Genomic DNA, 18,445 nt, shown 5'->3' on the forward strand with positions numbered 1-18,445 from the left:
TAGGACGTCGCTAGGCAAAAAGTAACCACTGAGAAATCAGTGGTTTTTTTGTATGTTTTGAAATCTAGAAAATGTTAAAGTTTAATAGAGTGATCAAAATATTCAAAGGGGTGCAATGGAATGGCAACAGGACAATATAGTAAGGTAATCAATGTACAGAAAAATAAATTAGAGGGTTTTATTCATAATAAAGAACAATGGGCTGTTTTAATACCAGGTTACTTACATCACGAATTACTAAATGAAGACGATATGATCTGGGTCTTCCAAGGAGACTTTGGTATAATTCAGAAAGCTGTTAAAGTAAAACTTAAAGTAAACAAATCAGATGCTCATCAAATACAGTTTGAATTAGAGGGTTTATCTGATCCTATAAATGGTAATGGTTCTTTTGAAATCTTACAAAATCAAAATGAATCACCACAACTGACTGGTAATTTAACAATGAAAGCAAGTGGATTTTTAGCAGGAATGATGAATCCAGTATTAGATAATTTTGTACCTGGGTTGATTGAGCAATTAGTGGAAGCAATGGCCATTCAAACATTACAAGACTAGTTATATGAAAATAAGTGGTGAACCGATTATTACAGATAACAGCAATAATCGGTTTTATTTTAATAAGCAACTCTTATTGCTACAAAAATGATGGTTTAGGTATAGATGACTCTTTTTTTGAGTGAGGCGTCAACGATAATGACATCAAGCTGTGATTAACTTTGATGAAAAGGTTTGTTACTAAATAAAAAGTGGATTTCCATGCGGAGGGATAGCTTTTTTCTGTCCTTATAATTTCGTATAATTAAAGGAGAATCTAACGAAAATGGGTGTATGTTTTGCATAAGAAAAAACCAATTATAGAAGGGTTAGAACGTTTTCGACAGCAACAAAATATTTCTTTTCATGTCCCAGGTCATAAGCATGGTGAACTGTCTCACCTTCCGCAAGCATTTAAAGATGTTATGCGTTATGATGTAACTGAATTATCTGGATTAGATGATCTACATTACCCTGAGGAAATGATATTAGAAGCCGAGAATTTATTGGCAGATACATATGGAGCAACGAAGAGTTTCTTTTTAGTAGGAGGGTCTACTGTTGGAAATTTAGCAATGATTTATGCTACTTGTAACAAAGGAGATACCATTATTGTTCAGCGTAATGCACATAAATCAATTTTCCATGCTATTGAACTTGTTGGGGCTAAGCCAATTTTTGTGTCGCCGCTATGGGATGAGCGGACAATGTCGGCGACACATGTAACTTATAGAGATTTAAAAGAAGCCGTAGAAAATTATTCAGAGGCGAAAGCAGTAGTTTTAACATATCCTACTTATTATGGGATGACTTCGAATGAAATACAGCAACAAATTGTTTATTGTCATGAGAAGGGAATACCTGTATTGGTGGATGAAGCACATGGCGCTCATTTTAATGCATGTACGCTATTTCAGCCATCCGCATTGACACTTGGTGCAGACGTTGTTGTTCAATCAGCTCATAAAACTTTACCTGCTATGACGATGGCCTCTTTTATGCATGTTAAGTCGGCATTGATAGAGGCTGACAAAATACATCATTACTTACGCATGTTACAATCTAGTAGTCCATCTTACTTATTATTAGCATCATTGGATGATGCTCGCTATTATGTACAGACATATATGGAGAGTGATGGGGCATATATAATAGAAAAAAAGAATCAATGGGTAGATGCATTACGAGCAATTGGATCATTAGAAGTAATTGAAGTAGATGATCCACTTAAAGTATTGCTACGTGTTAATGGTTATAGTGGCTTTCAATTACAGGAGGCATTAGAGGCAAAGCATGTATATGGGGAACTTGCAGATGCCAATCAGGTTTTATTTGTGTTACCTTTGCTGAAGCAGGGACATACCTACCCATTTGCTGAAATCAGGGTTCGTATAAAAGAGGCCATAACAACGCTATTAAATACAGCTAAAACAGATAGCATGACGGCTTCTCAAACAGCCTATCATTTTGTACCGATTACTGAGCCTATATATACCTTTAATGAGGTTGCATCATTAGAGAAAGAATGGTTACCATATATGCGTACAATGGGGCGAATTTCAGCGAATATGATCATTCCTTATCCACCTGGTATACCATTATTAGTACCAGGAGAAAGAATAACAGTAGCTAAGTTAAGTCAATTGGAAGAGCTACTAGCAGCAGGTGCAACATTCCAGGGGAATCATCGTTTAGCAGAAAAAATGATTCAGGTTATTAAATAGTTGGAGGCAATAACAGCATGAATAGCAATTTATTTATTACATTTGAAGGACCAGAGGGAGCAGGAAAAACAACGGTCATTCAAATGATAGCAGAGCGATTAACAAAAAATAATATTGAAGTTCTAGCAACAAGAGAACCAGGTGGAATTGAGATTGCAGAAAAAATAAGAACGATTATTTTGAATCCTGCACATACTGCTATGGATGAACGAACAGAAGCATTGTTATATGCTGCAGCAAGAAGCCAGCATTATTTTGAGAAAGTACGTCCTGCCTTAGATGCAGGGAAGTTAGTGATATGTGACCGTTTTATTGATTCCTCTTTAGCTTATCAAGGATATGCAAGAGGTATAGGTGTCAATGAGGTACTTTCTATTAATGAATTTGCTATTGGGAAGAAATTACCTGACGTGACCATACTATTTGATCTTGCTCCAGAGGTTGGCTTAGCGCGTATTCATGCATCTGGCAATCGGGAAGTAAACCGCTTAGATGTTGAAAGCTTACCGTTTCATCAGAAGGTACGTGAAGGATATTTACAATTAGTAGAGCAGTATCCAGAGCGAATACGTGTAGTCAATGCAGATCAAGATATTGAAAATGTTGTGGAAGATGTATGGTTATTATTATTGGAAGCAATGCAGTAAATGCATGAAGTTGTCTACAACAATGTGATATAATGATACTATCCATTAATTTATCTTCACTAGGAGGGCAACATTTGTCGAAGTACCTATTAGGTCAGACACACCTTCGTGTAAGATACATTATGTGTTTAGGGAACCTTGTAGATGTCTCTTTTAAAACTTTCTTATAGAGTTTTTGTATCAATATGATGATGTTCCTCAAGTTCAACAGATGAACTAAGATTAAGAATAGAATTGAAATCTATCTAGGTGAATTTTATAAAAGGGGTGAGTGCGAATGAAGTTAGTCGTAGCTGTAGTGCAAGATCAGGATAGCAGCCGCTTATCAAATGCTTTAACGAAAAATCAGTTTCGCGCAACTAAATTAGCGAGCACAGGAGGATTTTTACGTTCAGGAAATACGACATTTCTTATAGGAACTGAAGACTCTCTCATACCCAAACTTTTAGATATTATTCGGGATAATTGTCGGGCAAGAGAGCAAATGGTTGCACCCGTTTCTCCGTTAGGAGGAAATGCTGATTCCTATATACCTTACCCTGTGGAGGTAGAGGTGGGAGGAGCTACCGTATTTGTTTTACCGATTGAACAATTCCATCATTTTTAAAAAGTAGCCTCCGAAGCTAAATCATTGATTATTTGTTACTATTAAACATTTTATTTAAAATTGATTATGCGTAGGAGAAATAGATGAAAATTGTGGGGGCGAAACCAGCTTGAAGATTAATCAAGATATACGTGTCGGGTTAAATACAAATCGCAAAGAGCCACTACAAAATAATAATCAAAATAACCGATTTGGAGATATGGTCGTCAAGCAAGGTAATAAGCTGCAAACAGAACAACTCACGCGTTTGTTAGGAGATATATCTACTGCAGGGGACCGAGTAGCTAGATCACGTAATTTACGAGAACTTGCTAGGTTTAAAATGCTTGTTAAACGATTTCTACAAGAGACAGTAGAACATGGTATGGAGTTAAAACAATCACATACCTGGAATCGTTTTGGTGAAGGAAGACGTTTGAAAATCATTGAAACCATTGATACACGTCTTGTCGAGCTTGCACAGGATCTCTTAGACGAAGAAAAAGAAGCAATAGATCTTCTTGATAAAATCGGTGAAATTAAAGGCTTACTAATTAATTTATATATGTAAAACCCGTGTCTCGTTCTCATTTAGGCGCGGGCTTTTTTCAAATGTTGATGTGGCTACTCGCCATAAAGTAAACAACTGTAATCTTTACAAGAGTGCAAGAAAGTATCACCTTTTGTTGTAGAGACAGGAAGGAATTTAAATGTATGGCCAAGAATGTTGAAGAGCTACTCACACTGCAACCAGTCGTAATGAAGCAGCTTCAAACAATATTTGACAAGAATAGATTAGCACATGCATATATTTTTGATGGCGAAAAAGGGACAGGCAAGGCAGATATTATGCACTTTTTTGTCAAATTAATGTTATGTGAGCAACCAAGTGGAAATGTTCCATGTGAAACATGTCGAAATTGCAAACGTGTAGATTCGGGAAATCATCCAAATATTCATCAAATTTATCCAGATGGTCAATTCATAAAAATTGATCAGATGCGAGAACTAATCGGAGAAATGAAAATGGTGGGTGTAGAAGAAGGACGTAAGATTTATGTGCTTCATCATGCAGACCGTCTTAATACAGCCTCTGCAAATATGATACTTAAATTTTTAGAGGAGCCAGAAGGAGAAGTAACTGCCATATTACTAACTGAGCAAATGCAGTCAATTCTTCCAACTATCCGTTCTCGTTGTCAACATATCAAATTTCAAAAAATGCCACGTCATGTTTTGTTGAAGCATTTACAGGAAAATAATATTTCATATTCAATGGCCTCAACAGTAAGCATGATGACAAATGAGCTCGAAACAGCGATTTTTTTAGCAAATGATGAGCAGTTTGCACTCGCTCGAAAAACAGTGTTAAAATTAGTAGAGGCTATTCGGCAAAATGTACACGAAGCATTGCTTATTGTGCATGAAGAGTGGTTGCCTCACTTTAAAGAAAAAAGCGAGATGGAGCAAGCATTGGATTTACTACTATTTGCTTACCGTGATATAGTGTCAATAAAAGCTAATCCCGAGGCAGCTTGTACTTATCCAGACATGTTACCACTATTTAAAGAAGTTGCGTTATATTCCACTTATGAAAGATTATCAAATCAGATGGAATCTATTTTACAAGCACGCGCCTCTTTACAGCGTAACATGAATAGGACGTTATTGATGGAGCAGTTAATGCTAAATCTGCAGGAGGGATATACATTTGTATAATGTAGTAGGAGTCCGCTTTAAAAAGGCGGGTAAAATATATTATTTTGATCCGGCATCATTTCTACTAGAGGATAGTCAATATGTTATTGTAGAGACAGCCCGCGGTGTAGAGTATGGAAAAGTAGTTGTCCCTCAAAAAGTTGTGGGTGATAATGATGTTGTATTACCACTAAAACAAGTACTTAGACCAGCAGATGATCGTGATCGTATACAAGTAGAGGAAAATGCAGCGGAATCAAAGCGTGCATTTGAGCTCGCTAGTACTAAAATTATAGAGCATAATTTAGAAATGAAACTTGTAGATGTTGAATATACATTTGATCGTAATAAAATTATTTTTTACTTTACAGCTGAAGGACGAGTTGATTTTAGGGATCTAGTAAAAGATTTAGCCTCGGTTTTTAGAACACGTATTGAACTTCGTCAAATTGGTGTGCGTGATGAAGCCAAGCTTTTAGGTGGTATCGGTCCATGTGGTAGAATGCTTTGTTGTTCCACATTTTTGGGTGATTTTGAGCCCGTTTCGATTAAAATGGCTAAAGATCAAAACCTATCATTAAATCCTTCAAAAATATCTGGCCTTTGTGGACGTTTAATGTGTTGCTTAAAGTATGAAAATGATGAATATGAAGAAGCAAAAGAGGGCATGCCAGATGTTGGTGAGATAACAATGACACCAGATGGCCGTGGGAAAGTAGTAGGGCTAAATGTGCTGGAAAGACTTATTCAAGTATATTTACATGAGCAGGAACGCACAGTTGAGTATACACTAGAAGAACTGCTAGCATGCGAAAAAAATCTTATTTAAGATAGAGAATTTAACGAGGTGGCTTGGGTGAAGGACCGTAATTTCTTAGATACCGTTATGGAGTTCGAACAACAGCTCGAAGCAATGCAGGAGCAATTTGGTGCATTGAAACAATTTGTAGCGTTAATGATGGAAGAGCATAAGGCGCTTGAAACAGAAAATCATCACCTACGTACACGTCTAGAAGAACTACTTTCTAATACAAACTCCGTACAAGCTGCTGAAGTAAAGAAAGAGAGTCCGCTAGATATTGGTGAGGGATATGATAACTTAGCTCGCCTCTACCAAGAGGGCTTCCATGTTTGCCATGTTCATTTTGGAAGTTCACGTAAGGGTGAGGATTGTCTGTTCTGTCTATCATTTTTAAATAAACAAAATGTGTAATAAAAGGCTGATTCCCGCTACGGTGGTGTCAGTCTTTTGTTTTGTAGCGTAGGAGGAGTAAGCATGGAAAAATGGCTAAAAGGTGACGAGCGGTTAGATTATTTGTTGGCTGAGAATTTACGTATTATTCAAAGTCCCTCTGTCTTTTCGTTCTCATTAGATGCAGTATTGCTTTCGAAATTTGTCAGTATTCCTTATCATAAGGGAAAAATCGTTGATTTATGCTCAGGAAATGGTGTGATTCCACTTTTTTTAAGTGCACGTACAAAGGGACAGATAACAGGCGTAGAAATTCAGCCACGTTTATTTGAGATGGCAGAGAGAAGTATCCGTTACAATCAGCTAGAACAGCAAATTCAAATGATTCTTGGAGATGTTAAAGAAATACCAAAACAACTTGGCATTGAAAAGTATGATGTGGTTACCTGTAATCCACCCTATTTTTTAGCACATGAAGCGAGTGATAAAAATCTTAGTGAGCATCATGCCATTGCACGCCATGAATTGTATTTAACATTGGAAGAAGCGATTCAATCCGCAAGTAAATTATTAAAGCAAGGGGGCAAGGCCGCATTTGTTCACCGACCTGGGCGATTATTAGATATTGTGACAGCTATGCGAGCAAATCGCTTAGAGCCTAAACGGATGCAGCTCATTTATCCGAAAGAAGGGAAAGAGGCTAATACATTATTAATAGAAGGAATAAAAGATGGAAAGCCTGATTTAAAAATTCTGCCGCCGTTGTATGTTTATGATGCCAATAATGAATACACGACAGAAGTGAGAGAAATTCTTTATGGAAAAGAGCAATAATCACTACTTTTATGTGTTAGAGTGTGCTGATCAAACTCTTTATGCAGGGTATACAAATAATATAGAAAAACGTGTTGCTGTACATAACGCTGGTAAAGGAGCAAAATATACAAGAGCTAGAGGTCCAGTGAAATGTATTTACAAAGAAATATTCGAGACAAAGCAAGAAGCAATGCGTGCTGAATATGCCTTTAAGCAATTAACAAGAACACAGAAAATTAATTATATAAGGAGGGGTGAATCGTGAAATCACAAAAAAGTACAATACACGATCAGACAGGTTGTTTATATCTGGTAGGAACACCTATTGGTAATTTAGAGGATATGAGTGTGCGTGCACTTCGCATTTTAAAAGAAGCAGATATTATCGCTGCAGAAGATACTAGAAACACCAAAAAGCTGTGTAACTACTTTGAGATTGACACACCACTAATCAGCTACCATGAGCATAATATAGCCGTAGGTGGAGAAAAATTATTAACATTACTACAAGAAGGAAAAACAATTGCATTAGTAAGTGATGCAGGTTTACCTTGTATTTCTGATCCAGGTGCAGATATAGTGGAAAAAGCAATTGCCCAAAACTTTACTGTTGTACCAGTGCCAGGGCCTAATGCAGCAATTTCAGCATTAATTGCATCTGGGTTATCGCCACAGCCATTTTTCTTTTATGGATTTTTGAATCGCGGAAAAAAGGAACGTCGCCAGCAATTAGAACAATTAAAAAAACGCCAAGAAACGATTTTACTATATGAGGCACCACATCGCTTAAAGGATACATTAAAAGATATGGAAGCTATACTCGGGGAACGTCGTATTGTTTTAGCTCGAGAGCTGACAAAGAAGTTTGAAGAGTTTTTACGAGGTACTTTGTCTGAAGCTGTAGAATGGTCACAAACTGAAGAAATACGAGGAGAGTTTTGTATTGTTCTTGAAGGTAATAGCTGTGTAGAAGAGGAAGATCATGAAGAAGCCTATTGGCAAAACATGTCCATTGTTGAACATGTTGATTTCATTATCAATCAATCGAATGTATCTTCAAAAGAAGCCATTAAAGAAGTAGCTAAGTTAAGGCAAGTGGCAAAGCGAGATGTTTATAATGAATATCATAGTGAATAATAGTAAAGAGTTACCTTATTAGGTAGCTCTTTTTTATTTAGTAAATGACGCCGAAACTTATAAGTTGAAAAGTAATAATTTTGAGACACAATTTTAAATTGATAATAATTGTAAATAATAGTAACCTTAAATAGAAAGGTCTGACATGGACATTATAAGGGGTTAAGAAATTGGTTATATTAATAAACAGAAACACCTAAATCACTGTTTTGATTTAGGTGAGAAACTAATTATTTTTTTAAGTTAGATTGAATTTCTTTAACTAACATTTCTGCGCCTTCTGGACTTAAAATTAATTTGCCTCCAACTAGACGGAAGTTATCATCTGAAACTTCACCAGTAACAGCACATGTCATATTAGGCATATATTTTTTTAAGATGATTTTATCATCATCCACATAGATTTCTAAAGCGTCCTTTTCAGCAATACCTAGCGTACGGCGTAACTCGATAGGAATTACTACACGACCTAACTCATCGACTTTACGAACAATCCCTGTTGATTTCATAATAGATTTCCTCCTAATTTATAAAAGTTATATTGGTATTTCGTCAAATTTCGACATTATTTCTTTGTCTGATAGTTATCATACCAAGTAATGCCATAAACGTCAATTAATTAATGCACTAATATTATGGTTTTTAAAAAAAATTTTTGAGAAGAATGCAGGTATTTTAATTTTTTTAAAAGGTTTTTAATAAATATTTTTGTTAATAGTAAAAAAGGTTCTTATTTAAGTCATTTAATGGATTAAATATATTATTCGACAATTTTCGCGTTTAATAAACTTTCATTGAAACGAATTTCGTACTTCGTTAGAATAGAAAGTATATTGTAAAACAATGGAGGCAGTTCTTGTGAGTGAACAACAAAAAACATTCTATATAACAACACCCATTTACTATCCAAGTGGGAAATTTCATATTGGTACGGCATATACAACAGTAGCATCTGATACTATTGCACGCTATAAACGTTTAAAAGGTTATGATGTACGCTTTTTAACAGGAATGGACGAACATGGCCAAAAAATTCAAGAAAAAGCAGCTGAAGCGGGTAAACATCCTCAAGATTATGTAAATGAAATTGCCGATGCTGCGAAAAAACTTTGGGGTTTAATGGATATTTCTTATGATGACTTTATTCAAACAACGCAGGATCGACATACGAAAGCTGTCGAAAAGATTTTCCAAAAGTTTTTAGATAATGGTGATATCTATAAAGGTGAATATGAAGGCTGGTACTGTACACCGTGTGAATCATTCTTTACTGAGACTCAACTAGTTGACGGGAACTGTCCTGATTGTGGTCGTCCGGTGCATAAGGTTAAAGAAGAATCGTACTTCTTTAATATGAAGAAATATGCAGATCGTTTATTAGCTTATTATGAAGAGAACCTTGAATTCATTGAGCCAGAATCACGAAAAAATGAAATGATTAACAACTTCATTAAACCAGGGCTAGAGGATTTATCGGTATCAAGAACATCCTTCGACTGGGGAATTAAAGTACCAGGAGATCCAAAGCATGTTATTTATGTATGGGTTGATGCATTAACGAATTATATTACAGCCTTAGGTTATCTATCAGAAGATGAATCATTATTCAATAAATATTGGCCAGCAGATGTACATGTAGTTGGCAAGGATATTGTTCGTTTCCACACGATTTATTGGCCAATCTTCTTAATGGCATTAGATTTGCCATTACCGAAAAAGGTATTTGCTCATGGTTTTATTATGATGAAAGACGGTAAAATGTCTAAATCAAAAGGCAATGTAATTTATCCTGAAATGTTAATCGAGCGTTATGGTCTAGATGCGACACGTTATTTCCTATTACGAGAATTACCATTTGGCTCTGATGGGGTATTTTCACCAGAATCATTTATTGAACGTACAAACTTTGATCTGGCTAATGATTTAGGGAACTTATTAAATCGTACAATTTCAATGATTAATAAATATTTTGAAGGTATTATTCCGACAGAAAATCTTCAACCGACAGAATTTGATGCAGCTTTAAAAGAGCAAGCTGAGTCGGTACGTATTAAATATGAAGAAAGTATGGAAAAAATGCAATTTAGTGTCGTTCTTGCTGACTTATGGACGCTTGTTTCACGCACAAATAAGTATATAGATGAGACACAACCATGGGTGTTAGCAAAGGAAGAGTCAGACAAGCCAAAATTAGGTGCAGTTATGCGAAATTTGGCAGAAAGCTTACACCAAATCGCTGTCATGTTGCAACCATTTATGACAACAACTCCTAAACGTATGATCGATCAGTTAGGATTAGATGACAAATTCTTAGCATGGGATACAATTGCAACATTCGGCAATACTATTCCAGCAAACATTAAAGTGGTAGAAAAAGGGATACCGATTTTCCCACGCTTAGAAAATGAGGTTGAGATTACTTATATTCGTGAGGAAATGCGTGGGTCTGTGAAAACACCACAGGATGAAGAAATTAAAAAGGTAGCAAAAACTGAAGAAAATCCAGAAATTCCTGAAATTACTATTGATGATTTTATGAAAGTTGATTTGCGTGTAGCTACTGTGACTGCATGTGAAACTGTTCCGAAAGCAGATAAATTATTAAAGCTACAAGTTGATCTAGGATATGAGCAACGTCAAGTAGTTTCAGGTATTGCGAAATTTTATACACCAGATGATTTAATAGGTCAAAAAGTGATTGTCGTAGCAAATTTAAAACCAGTAAAATTACGTGGTGAAATATCACAAGGAATGATTTTAGCTGGTGAGAAAGATGGAATTTTAAAATTAGCATCAGTTGATCCTAAACTTGAAAATGGTGCAAAAGTAAAGTAATGAACTTAAGGAAGGCCTGCTGAATATGAATTATTCAGCAGGCTTTTCAAATCTGTTAGAGAAATCGGGATTAAATTATTTTGATATAATTTACGATGCGTGAAAAACTTGGTTTTATGGGCCCGAAGAACTACTTGTGGTAATGTCGATTAAGTGGAATGTCACAATGTCGAATAGTTTGTAATGAAATTGTAATGATCACGAAAAATATGAAATAATAAATTTTAATAAAATCAATGTTAGGAGAATGAAGATGTTTATAGATACACACGTACATTTAAACGCAGATCAGTATGAGGAAGATCTTCAAGAAGTGATTGATAGAGCTCTTGAAGCTAAAGTAGAACGAATGGTAGTTATTGGTTTCGACCGTAAAACCATTGAGAGAACAATGCAATTAATAGAGCAATATGATTTTGTTTACGGTGTCATTGGCTGGCATCCAGTAGACGCTATTGATTGTACTCAACAAGATTTAGAGTGGATTGAGCAATTAGCTTCACATCCAAAAATAGTTGGCATTGGTGAAACGGGATTGGACTACTATTGGGATAAGTCTCCAAAAGACGTTCAACAGGAACTTTTTCGCAAGCAAATTCAATTAGCTCAAAAGATCAATTTACCAATCGTTATTCATAATAGGGATGCAACAGGTGATGTTGTACAAATTTTACGTGAAGAAAATGCTGCATCCGTAGGGGGTGTTATGCACTGCTTTAGTGGAAGTGTAGAAACAGCGCGTGAATGTATAGCAATGAATTTTATGATTAGTCTTGGGGGACCAGTGACATTTAAAAATGCACGTCTACCAAAGGAAGTAGCTACAGAAATAGCTCTTGAGCATTTGATGATTGAAACAGACGCTCCTTATTTAGCTCCACATCCACATCGAGGTAAGCGCAATGAACCCGCTTTCGTGCCTTTAGTTGCTGAGGAAATCGCACGTTTGAAAGGGTTGACAATTGAGGAAATTGCACAAGCAACTACAGCCAATGCGAAAAATTTTTTTGGGATTGACAATTAACTAGCTTAGATGCCTCCAATACAGGGTTTGTGGTTGGCAAAAAACAAGAAGTCAATTTTCAGAGAAATACTTTCGGGTTGACAGTGCCAAAACTAGTCCGTATAATCCAACCTTGTATTAAGGAGGCGTTTTTTCATGTCAAATAATTCCATGAAAAACTTGTTCTTAGGATCATTGAGGAGTAAGCAAACAGTGATAAGAATTATCTCACTTGTCCTGTTTGTGTCTGTAATCTCTTTCGTGCTTTATCAAGGTACGAAAAAATCCGTTAAGCTTGAAGCAAATGGAGAAACAATCGAAGTATCAACACATGCCAAAACTGTAGAACAATTATTACAAAATCAAAATATAGATATAGCAGAGCATGACAAAATTTCACCCTCTCTGAACACCAAAATTGTTAATGGATTAGCAATTACATGGGAACAGGCAAAAGAAGTAACTATTTCAGTTGATGGAAATCAGTCAAAAGTTTGGACAACTGAAACACTTGTGAAGGACATTTTGAAGGAAGCAAATATTAAAGTATCTGAACATGACTCTTTAGCGCAAGGTCTAGATACTGAACTAGGAGCAGAAAACAAAATCGATATTCAAAAAGCGTTTCAAGTAGCGCTTGTCGATGGCGTAAATAAAAGACAAGTATGGTCCACTTCGACTACGGTCGCTAACTTTTTAAAACAACAAGGAATTCAGCTAAATGAATTCGATCGTGTCGAAAATAACCTGGAGAACGTTATTACTCCGGAGAGTAAAATCACAGTAGTTCGCGTAGAAAAGGTTATCGATGTAGTGGAAGACTCTTTAGATTTCGCAGTTGAAAAGAAGCAGGATGCTTCATTGCAAAAGGGGAAACAAAAAGTAGTAGCAACGGGCGAGAAGGGTTCGATTTCTCGTACGTATGAGGTTGTCAAAGAAAACGGTAAGGTTGTGGCAAAAAACCTACAATCTGAGAAAGTTTTAAAAGAGCCGAAGAAACAAGTGGTTGCTGTAGGCACAAAAACAATTGTTGCAAGTGCAGCAACTGTGTCACGTGGTTCAGCAGAGCCTACTAACGGAAAAGAATTTTATGTAACGGCAACAGCATATACACCATATTGCAACGGTTGTACTGGTACATCAGCAACTGGTATAAACCTACGTTCAAATTCTGGCTTGAAGGTGATCGCAGTTGACCCTTCTGTTATTAAGTTAGGATCAAAGGTTTGGGTAGAAGGCTATGGAACTGCTATAGCTGGGGATACTGGTGGGTCAATTAAGGGTAATAAGATTGACATACTTGTACAAACAGATGCCCAAGCACGTAACTGGGGACGTAAGAAAGTGCGCGTTAAAGTATTAAATTAAAAAAATTGTAAAATTAATCAAAATGTTTTTCACAAATGGAGCTTTCCTGTTTTGACTGGCGGGAAGGCTTCTTTATTATTTTTTTAGCAAATGATGTTGTAGGTATGTAGAGAGAAAGTTGAATAAGATAAGCTCATCTGAACCTTGTATTCCTGTACAAATCGTATAGAGCAGTTGTAAAATGGTCAGAAGATAAGGTAGATAGAAAAGAGGAGCCTTTTTGCAAATTAAAGAAATTATTGTTGTTGAAGGAAAAGATGATACGACAGCTATTAAACGTGCTGTACAAGCAGATACTATAGAAACGAATGGATCTGCAATTTCTGAAGAAACGTTAAAGCGAATTCAGCACGCCCAAGAAAAACGTGGAGTTATCGTATTTACTGATCCAGACTATCCAGGACGTCGAATACGCGCCATTATCGAGGAGCGTGTAAAAGGGGTGAAGCATGCCTTTTTACCAAAAGCGAAAACGATCGCTAAAAACGGTAAAGGGTTAGGGATTGAGCATGCTGCTGATGAGGATATACGTGAAGCACTACAACATGTCTATACCCCTACACATGAGTTGCTAAACGAAGCGGTAATTACACTGGAAGATTTAATGACTGCTCGTTTAATTGGACATCCACAATCAAAGCAGCGTCGTGATAGACTAGGGGAAATTTTAAATATAGGTGCTACAAATGGTAAACAACTTCATAAAAGATTGAAAATGTTTCAGATTACAGAGGAGCAATTTGGTGCGGCTATCGCACAGTTAGATCAGGAGGAAAATGATGCATAAGGATATTGCTACACCAATTCGAACACAAGAAATATTAAAAAAGTATGGTTTTTCATTTAAAAAAAGTTTAGGTCAAAACTTCTTAATTGACCCGAACATTTTAAGAAATATAGTGAGTCACGCCAATTTAACTGAGAATAGTGGCGCAATTGAAGTTGGTCCTGGGATTGGGGCATTAACTGAGCATTTGGCGAGAAGCGCTAAAAAGGTAGTTTCCTTTGAAATTGACCAACGTTTATTACCTGTACTAGAAGATACGCTTAGTCCATATAATAATGTGTCTATTATTCACTCTGACATACTTAAGGCAGATGTGGAGAAAGTAATTGCAGATGAGATGCCAGGTATTGATGATATTATGGTTGTAGCAAATTTACCGTATTATGTAACGACCCCAATTTTACTGAAGTTACTCAATGACCGATTACCGATCCGTGGTTTTGTTGTGATGATGCAGAAAGAGGTAGCAGACCGTATAACAGCTAAGCCAGGGACGAAAGAATATGGTTCTTTATCAATTGCAATACAATATTACGTGAAAGCAGATATTGCGATGACAGTGCCAAAAACCGTTTTCATGCCGCAACCTAACGTCGACTCTGCAGTAATTCGCCTTATTAAGCATGAGGAACCACCAGTAAAAGTAATAGATGAGGATTTTTTATTTGTTGTAACGCGTGCTTCATTCGTACAGCGAAGAAAAACAATCTATAATAACCTGCAATCTGGTTTACCTAATGGAAAGGCACAAAAGGATCAAATTTTACAGGCATTAGAGTTAGCAAATATTGAGCCAACTCGCCGTGGAGAAACACTTTCAATTCAAGAGTTTGGGAAATTAGCTGATGCACTGCATCCTGTATTTGCAAAGTAAAAATTTTTGTTAACAATTTTTCGGATATGTAAAAAAATATATTTTTTTATAAAAAATAAGTTGACAAGATTTATAAGAGGCTGATAAAATATTATATTTTGTTGACATTTTTGGGCCATTAGCTTATACTTGTTATTAGTGAGGTGTAAGCGAAAATGCCAAAAACTTTAGCGGACATTAAAAAGTCGTTGGATTGTCATTTGGGTAAACGTTTGCAATTAAAAGCAAACGGTGGTCGCAAGAAAACGGTTGAGTGTGCAGGGATACTACGTGAGACATATCGCGCCATCTTTGTAGTAGAGCTCGATCAAGAAGACAATACGTGCAAGCGCGTATCGTATAGCTACACAGATATTTTAACTGAAGCAGTAGAGATTACATTTTTAGACGAAGCAAAGGCTGCTGTCGCAAAATAGTTTCTAGTACTTATTTCTATATTTTAGAAACACTCATGTATATTAAAAATACATGAGTGTTTTGCGTTTTCACGGGCATACTAAATTCGTCAGTTGTTAAAGGAGGAGTTTATATGCCTAGAAAAGGTATCATGTCACCTCGTTTAAAAGAAGAGATCGCAAAAGAACTTGGATTTTATGATGTTGTGCAAAAGGAAGGCTGGGGCGGCATAAAAGCTCGTGATGCTGGTAATATGGTCAAACGTGCCATAGAAATGGCAGAACGGGCAAGTAGTGAGCAAGAGCGTAAGTAGACTGTTTTTGCTAAAATAGTCATCTTATAAAGTTTCATTCAGCAGGGATGAAAATCCTTACTGACACAACAAATACAACTGACGAGAGAGAGCCGTTACTCCGAATAGGGTAAACGGTTCTTTTTTTCCATTTTCGTATTCTCAATATGGTAAAATAAAATGAATAATCTTGCGCGAAAAAAAGAACTGTTTATACGTGTAGCTATAAGGAGGAAGAAAGATGCTTTATGTAAAGGCGCCTGCAAAAATTAATTTAACATTAGATGTACTTTATAAAAGACCGGATAATTTTCACGAAGTGGAGATGGTTATGACAACAGTCGATTTAGCTGATCGTATCAGTCTTGAATCTCGAGAAGATGGTGTTATTCAAATAATTTCAACAGATAATTTTGTACCAAATGACCATCGTAATTTTGCTTATCAGGCAGCGCGTCTCATTAAAGATACATATGGCATTAGACAAGGTGTATCCATTACGATTGAAAAGGAAATCCCCATAGCAGCAGGACTCGCAGGAGGTAGTAGTGATGCAGCTGCAACATTAAAAGGGCTAAATGAACTGTGGGATTTAGGTTTATCAATAGATGAATTAGCGGAACTTGGTGCTAAAATTGGTTCGGATGTTTCGTTTTGTGTTTACGGAGGCACGGCACTCGCTACAGGACGAGGCGAAAAAATAAAGGAATTACCAGCTCCACCTAATTGTTGGGTTGTACTAGCTAAGCCTAAAATTGGTGTGTCGACAGCAGAAGTTTATGGGGGTCTTAAGGTTGAAGGACTGCAACACCCCAATACACAGCAGATGATACAAGCTATAGAGACAAAAGATTATGAGCTATTATGTTCTTCATTAGGAAATGTTTTGGAAACTGTAACATTTAAGCTACACCCAGAAGTTGTGATGTTAAAGGAACAAATGAAGCGCTTTGGGGCAGATGCCACGCTAATGAGTGGAAGCGGTCCAACTGTATTTGGGCTAGTGGATAGTGAAGCTCGTGTAAGTCGCATTTATAATGGTTTACGTGGTTTTTGTGAGGAAGTTTATGCAGTACGAATTTTGGGTGAGCGAAATACGCTTGCTTAGAAACGCAAATTTGTGTTAATTTTACCTATAAATATTCGTGTTTAGGAGAGGGTCGCATGAAATGGAAGCGTAGTGAACGACTAGTTGATATGACGTACTACTTACTAGAACATCCACATCAGCTGATCCCGCTAACTTATTTTTCAGAACTATATCAATCTGCTAAGTCATCCATTAGTGAAGATTTAACGATTGTAAAAGAAACATTCGAAGAAAAAGGAATCGGGTTATTGATGACAGTGCCGGGTGCTGCAGGAGGAGTAAAGTATATTCCGAAAATGTCCGAGGCTGAAGTACGTTTAGTGATTCAAGATTTAAAAGCAGAGCTAGAACATTCAGATCGATTGTTACCAGGTGGTTACTTATTTATGACAGACTTGCTTGGAAACCCAGATTTAATTAATCGTGTAGGAAAGGTCTTTGCTTCGGCCTTTGCAGATCAACAAATCGATGTCATAATGACAGTAGCAACTAAAGGGATATCCATCGCTCATGCCATTGCAAGACATTTAAATGTACCAGTGGTTGTTGTGAGAAGAGATAGTAAAGTAACAGAAGGTTCTACAGTAAGCATTAACTATGTATCTGGTTCTTCCAGAAGAATTCAGACAATGGTATTATCAAAAAGAAGCATGAAGAGTGGACAACGTGTATTAATTACTGACGACTTTATGAAGGTCGGCGGTACTATGAATGGCATGAAAAATCTCTTAGAAGAGTTTGACTGTCAGCTAGCAGGCATTGCAGTGCTTGTGGAGGCTGAGCATGCGGACGAAACATTAGTAGATGATTATTATTCACTTGTAAAGCTTCATGAAGTTAATGAAAAAGATCGAACAATTGCATTAAGTGAAGGTAACTATTTTTCTAAAAGGGGACATGACAAATGAAAGTAGTAGCAACAACAAATGCACCAGCAGCAATCGGACCATATTCACAAGGTATTATTGTTAACGGTATGTTTTATAGCTCTGGTCAAATTCCATTAACAGCTACAGGTGATTTAGTGGAAGGCGATATAACTGTACAAACAAATCAAGTATTTGCTAATTTAAAAGCTGTTTTAGCGGAAGCTGGAACTTCTTTAGATAATGTTGTGAAAACAACGGTCTTTATGAAAGATATGAATGACTTTGTAGCGATGAATGAAGTTTATGCAAATCATTTCGGTGATCATAAACCAGCTCGTTCAGCTGTAGAGGTAGCCCGTCTTCCGAAAGATGTAAAAGTAGAAATCGAAGTAATCGCAATCGTAAAATAAATAAAAAACTTATTAAGCTCACTAAAGAGAATCTTTATTCTTTTTAGTGGGTTTTTTTACGCCGACAAACAATTGTCAAAAATTACGTATATAAGAAAAAATATTATTCTAATAAGTATTCAAATTTTTTAGAAAATTTGATAGACTATGAAAAGGAAAATATTCGGTAATTGAGAATATAATA

Annotated in this window: 22 protein-coding genes; 21 read left to right on the forward strand and 1 reads right to left on the reverse strand. The window is 36.3% G+C overall.

Translation table 11 applies throughout. The features are described from left to right. The first annotated feature begins 120 nt into the window (after positions 1–120). The 11 genes from C7B89_RS15310 (at position 121) to rsmI (ending at position 8,337) form a co-directional block, all read left to right on the forward strand. A complete protein-coding gene (locus tag C7B89_RS15310) occupies positions 121–558 on the forward strand; it encodes an SRPBCC domain-containing protein (RefSeq protein ID WP_115674065.1) in 438 nt (145 codons plus the stop codon). 278 nt (positions 559–836) lie between these two features. Next, positions 837–2,261: an aminotransferase class I/II-fold pyridoxal phosphate-dependent enzyme gene (locus C7B89_RS15315; protein WP_463518852.1), complete on the forward strand. Its 1,425-nt coding sequence runs from the start codon at positions 837–839 to the stop codon at positions 2,259–2,261. Positions 2,262–2,278: 17 nt separating this feature from the next. After that, positions 2,279–2,908 carry a dTMP kinase gene (tmk, locus tag C7B89_RS15320; protein WP_115674067.1) on the forward strand — a complete coding sequence of 210 codons (630 nt, stop codon included), beginning with the start codon at positions 2,279–2,281 and terminating at the stop codon, positions 2,906–2,908. Positions 2,909–3,185: 277 nt separating this feature from the next. After that, on the forward strand, positions 3,186–3,515 hold the full coding sequence (locus C7B89_RS15325; protein WP_004229230.1) for a cyclic-di-AMP receptor: 330 nt from the start codon (positions 3,186–3,188) through the stop codon (positions 3,513–3,515). Between the two features lie 109 nt (positions 3,516–3,624). Further along, the gene (locus C7B89_RS15330; RefSeq protein ID WP_004229228.1) at positions 3,625–4,065 is read left to right on the forward strand and encodes a YaaR family protein; all 441 of its coding nucleotides are present in this window, start codon (positions 3,625–3,627) and stop codon (positions 4,063–4,065) included. Between the two features lie 143 nt (positions 4,066–4,208). Continuing rightward, on the forward strand, positions 4,209–5,213 hold the full coding sequence (gene holB, locus C7B89_RS15335) for a DNA polymerase III subunit delta' (RefSeq protein WP_054548598.1): 1,005 nt from the start codon (positions 4,209–4,211) through the stop codon (positions 5,211–5,213). Continuing rightward, a complete protein-coding gene (locus C7B89_RS15340) occupies positions 5,206–6,021 on the forward strand; it encodes a PSP1 domain-containing protein (RefSeq protein WP_048395431.1) in 816 nt (271 codons plus the stop codon). The genes holB and C7B89_RS15340 overlap by 8 nt, the downstream gene beginning before the upstream one ends. 27 nt (positions 6,022–6,048) lie before the next feature. Then, entirely contained in the window at positions 6,049–6,405 is a 357-nt protein-coding gene (gene yabA, locus C7B89_RS15345) for a DNA replication initiation control protein YabA (RefSeq protein ID WP_004229222.1), read from the forward strand. Positions 6,406–6,468: 63 nt separating this feature from the next. Continuing rightward, positions 6,469–7,218, forward strand: coding sequence for a tRNA1(Val) (adenine(37)-N6)-methyltransferase (locus C7B89_RS15350; RefSeq protein ID WP_054548597.1), 750 nt, complete (start codon positions 6,469–6,471; stop codon positions 7,216–7,218). Continuing rightward, positions 7,202–7,465 carry a GIY-YIG nuclease family protein gene (locus C7B89_RS15355; RefSeq protein WP_004229219.1) on the forward strand — a complete coding sequence of 88 codons (264 nt, stop codon included), beginning with the start codon at positions 7,202–7,204 and terminating at the stop codon, positions 7,463–7,465. The genes C7B89_RS15350 and C7B89_RS15355 overlap by 17 nt, the downstream gene beginning before the upstream one ends. Beyond that, entirely contained in the window at positions 7,462–8,337 is an 876-nt protein-coding gene (gene rsmI, locus C7B89_RS15360) for a 16S rRNA (cytidine(1402)-2'-O)-methyltransferase (RefSeq protein ID WP_054548596.1), read from the forward strand. Before C7B89_RS15355 ends, rsmI begins: the two co-directional genes overlap by 4 nt. Before the next feature lie 230 nt (positions 8,338–8,567). On the opposite strand, the gene C7B89_RS15365 is transcribed toward rsmI, so the two are convergent. Beyond that, positions 8,568–8,846 carry an AbrB/MazE/SpoVT family DNA-binding domain-containing protein gene (locus C7B89_RS15365; RefSeq protein WP_004229214.1) on the reverse strand — a complete coding sequence of 93 codons (279 nt, stop codon included), beginning with the start codon at positions 8,844–8,846 and terminating at the stop codon, positions 8,568–8,570. A gap of 334 nt (positions 8,847–9,180) precedes the next feature. On the opposite strand from C7B89_RS15365, the gene metG reads away from it, so the two are divergent. From metG to C7B89_RS15415, 10 genes are all read left to right on the forward strand, one after another. Beyond that, positions 9,181–11,172, forward strand: a complete 1,992-nt coding sequence (metG, locus tag C7B89_RS15370; protein WP_369700629.1) for a methionine--tRNA ligase — start codon at positions 9,181–9,183, stop codon at positions 11,170–11,172. Between the two features lie 253 nt (positions 11,173–11,425). Then, positions 11,426–12,196 (forward strand): TatD family hydrolase, encoded by a 771-nt coding sequence (locus C7B89_RS15375; protein WP_048395439.1) that lies wholly within the window; start codon positions 11,426–11,428, stop codon positions 12,194–12,196. 135 nt (positions 12,197–12,331) lie between these two features. Further along, on the forward strand, positions 12,332–13,543 hold the full coding sequence (locus tag C7B89_RS15380) for a G5 and 3D domain-containing protein (protein ID WP_048395441.1): 1,212 nt from the start codon (positions 12,332–12,334) through the stop codon (positions 13,541–13,543). Positions 13,544–13,763: 220 nt separating this feature from the next. After that, a complete protein-coding gene (rnmV, locus tag C7B89_RS15385) occupies positions 13,764–14,330 on the forward strand; it encodes a ribonuclease M5 (protein ID WP_048395443.1) in 567 nt (188 codons plus the stop codon). Further along, entirely contained in the window at positions 14,323–15,204 is an 882-nt protein-coding gene (gene rsmA / locus C7B89_RS15390) for a 16S rRNA (adenine(1518)-N(6)/adenine(1519)-N(6))-dimethyltransferase RsmA (protein ID WP_048395444.1), read from the forward strand. Before rnmV ends, rsmA begins: the two co-directional genes overlap by 8 nt. Before the next feature lie 155 nt (positions 15,205–15,359). Then, positions 15,360–15,620, forward strand: a complete 261-nt coding sequence (veg, locus tag C7B89_RS15395) for a biofilm formation stimulator Veg (protein WP_004229199.1) — start codon at positions 15,360–15,362, stop codon at positions 15,618–15,620. Positions 15,621–15,733: 113 nt separating this feature from the next. Next, positions 15,734–15,913 carry a small, acid-soluble spore protein, alpha/beta type gene (locus C7B89_RS15400; protein WP_004229193.1) on the forward strand — a complete coding sequence of 60 codons (180 nt, stop codon included), beginning with the start codon at positions 15,734–15,736 and terminating at the stop codon, positions 15,911–15,913. Between the two features lie 220 nt (positions 15,914–16,133). Next, on the forward strand, positions 16,134–17,000 hold the full coding sequence (gene ispE, locus C7B89_RS15405) for a 4-(cytidine 5'-diphospho)-2-C-methyl-D-erythritol kinase (protein WP_048395447.1): 867 nt from the start codon (positions 16,134–16,136) through the stop codon (positions 16,998–17,000). 56 nt (positions 17,001–17,056) lie between these two features. Further along, on the forward strand, positions 17,057–17,890 hold the full coding sequence (gene purR, locus C7B89_RS15410) for a pur operon repressor (RefSeq protein WP_004229190.1): 834 nt from the start codon (positions 17,057–17,059) through the stop codon (positions 17,888–17,890). Continuing rightward, positions 17,887–18,261: a RidA family protein gene (locus C7B89_RS15415; protein ID WP_004229189.1), complete on the forward strand. Its 375-nt coding sequence runs from the start codon at positions 17,887–17,889 to the stop codon at positions 18,259–18,261. The genes purR and C7B89_RS15415 overlap by 4 nt, the downstream gene beginning before the upstream one ends. The last annotated feature ends 184 nt before the right edge of the window (positions 18,262–18,445 follow it).

It is taken from the genome of Lysinibacillus capsici (assembly GCF_003367505.1).
GTDB lineage: Bacteria > Bacillota > Bacilli > Bacillales_A > Planococcaceae > Lysinibacillus > Lysinibacillus capsici.

Bases quoted from the DNA above. Each gene is read 5' to 3' on its own strand.
- C7B89_RS15310 (WP_115674065.1), top strand. From the start codon at position 121: ATGGCAACAGGACAATATAGTAAGGTAATCAATGTACAGAAAAATAAA.
- tmk (WP_115674067.1), top strand. From the start codon at position 2,279: ATGAATAGCAATTTATTTATTACATTTGAAGGACCAGAGGGAGCAGGA.
- C7B89_RS15325 (WP_004229230.1), top strand. From the start codon at position 3,186: ATGAAGTTAGTCGTAGCTGTAGTGCAAGATCAGGATAGCAGCCGCTTA.
- holB (WP_054548598.1), top strand. From the start codon at position 4,209: ATGGCCAAGAATGTTGAAGAGCTACTCACACTGCAACCAGTCGTAATG.
- C7B89_RS15350 (WP_054548597.1), top strand. From the start codon at position 6,469: ATGGAAAAATGGCTAAAAGGTGACGAGCGGTTAGATTATTTGTTGGCT.
- C7B89_RS15355 (WP_004229219.1), top strand. From the start codon at position 7,202: ATGGAAAAGAGCAATAATCACTACTTTTATGTGTTAGAGTGTGCTGAT.
- C7B89_RS15365 (WP_004229214.1), bottom strand. From the start codon at position 8,846: ATGAAATCAACAGGGATTGTTCGTAAAGTCGATGAGTTAGGTCGTGTA.
- metG (WP_369700629.1), top strand. From the start codon at position 9,181: ATGGAGGCAGTTCTTGTGAGTGAACAACAAAAAACATTCTATATAACA.
- C7B89_RS15375 (WP_048395439.1), top strand. From the start codon at position 11,426: ATGTTTATAGATACACACGTACATTTAAACGCAGATCAGTATGAGGAA.
- C7B89_RS15380 (WP_048395441.1), top strand. From the start codon at position 12,332: ATGTCAAATAATTCCATGAAAAACTTGTTCTTAGGATCATTGAGGAGT.
- rsmA (WP_048395444.1), top strand. From the start codon at position 14,323: ATGCATAAGGATATTGCTACACCAATTCGAACACAAGAAATATTAAAA.
- veg (WP_004229199.1), top strand. From the start codon at position 15,360: ATGCCAAAAACTTTAGCGGACATTAAAAAGTCGTTGGATTGTCATTTG.
- C7B89_RS15400 (WP_004229193.1), top strand. From the start codon at position 15,734: ATGCCTAGAAAAGGTATCATGTCACCTCGTTTAAAAGAAGAGATCGCA.
- ispE (WP_048395447.1), top strand. From the start codon at position 16,134: ATGCTTTATGTAAAGGCGCCTGCAAAAATTAATTTAACATTAGATGTA.
- purR (WP_004229190.1), top strand. From the start codon at position 17,057: ATGAAATGGAAGCGTAGTGAACGACTAGTTGATATGACGTACTACTTA.
- C7B89_RS15415 (WP_004229189.1), top strand. From the start codon at position 17,887: ATGAAAGTAGTAGCAACAACAAATGCACCAGCAGCAATCGGACCATAT.